At 65.4% G+C, this 573-nt stretch carries 1 pseudogene; it reads left to right on the plus strand.

The features are described from left to right. Positions 1-556 (plus strand): annotated as a pseudogene (locus MKK84_RS00015) (porin); the annotation flags it as partial. Between the last annotated feature and the right edge of the window lie 17 nt (positions 557-573).

Here is a 573-nt window from a genome sequence, read left to right on the forward strand (position 1 = left end):
CACGCAGAGCACCACGACCATCCAGGGCCAGAAGTTCGCCCAGTACTTCGCTGACGCGACGGTCAACCCGTTCACCGGCCAGCTGCAGACCTCGACCAGCTTCACGGCGGTCGCCTCGTACCTGCACTACTGGACGCCGGAATGGCGCTCGGCCTTCTTCGGCTCCTACGGCGAGCAGAGCTTCTCGCAGGGCGCACGTCTCGCCCAGGGCGCGATCTACAACCTCGTGAGCGGTCTCGCTGGCAGCAACCCGTTCGGCTCGAACGCCGTCGGCGTGCCCGGCACCCGGTTTTTCAACCTGAGCCAGGCCCTGCGCGACACCTACCAGTTCGTGGCGGGTGGCAGCATCATCTGGTCGCCGGTCAAGGATCTCGACATCGGCGTCGAGGCGTTCTACACCCAGATCGGCCTGAAGAACGGCCGGGCGATCGACCTCGACAAGAGCCCGACCGCTTACGCCAACATCGCCGGCATCAACAACGGCACCTTCGCGGTCCGTACCGCCACGCAGGACTCGGTCTCGCAGGTCCGGTTCCGCGTCCAGCGCGACTTCTGATTTCCCCAATCGAGATC

The sequence above is a fragment of the Methylobacterium sp. E-065 genome (assembly GCF_022829605.1).
GTDB lineage: Bacteria > Pseudomonadota > Alphaproteobacteria > Rhizobiales > Beijerinckiaceae > Methylobacterium.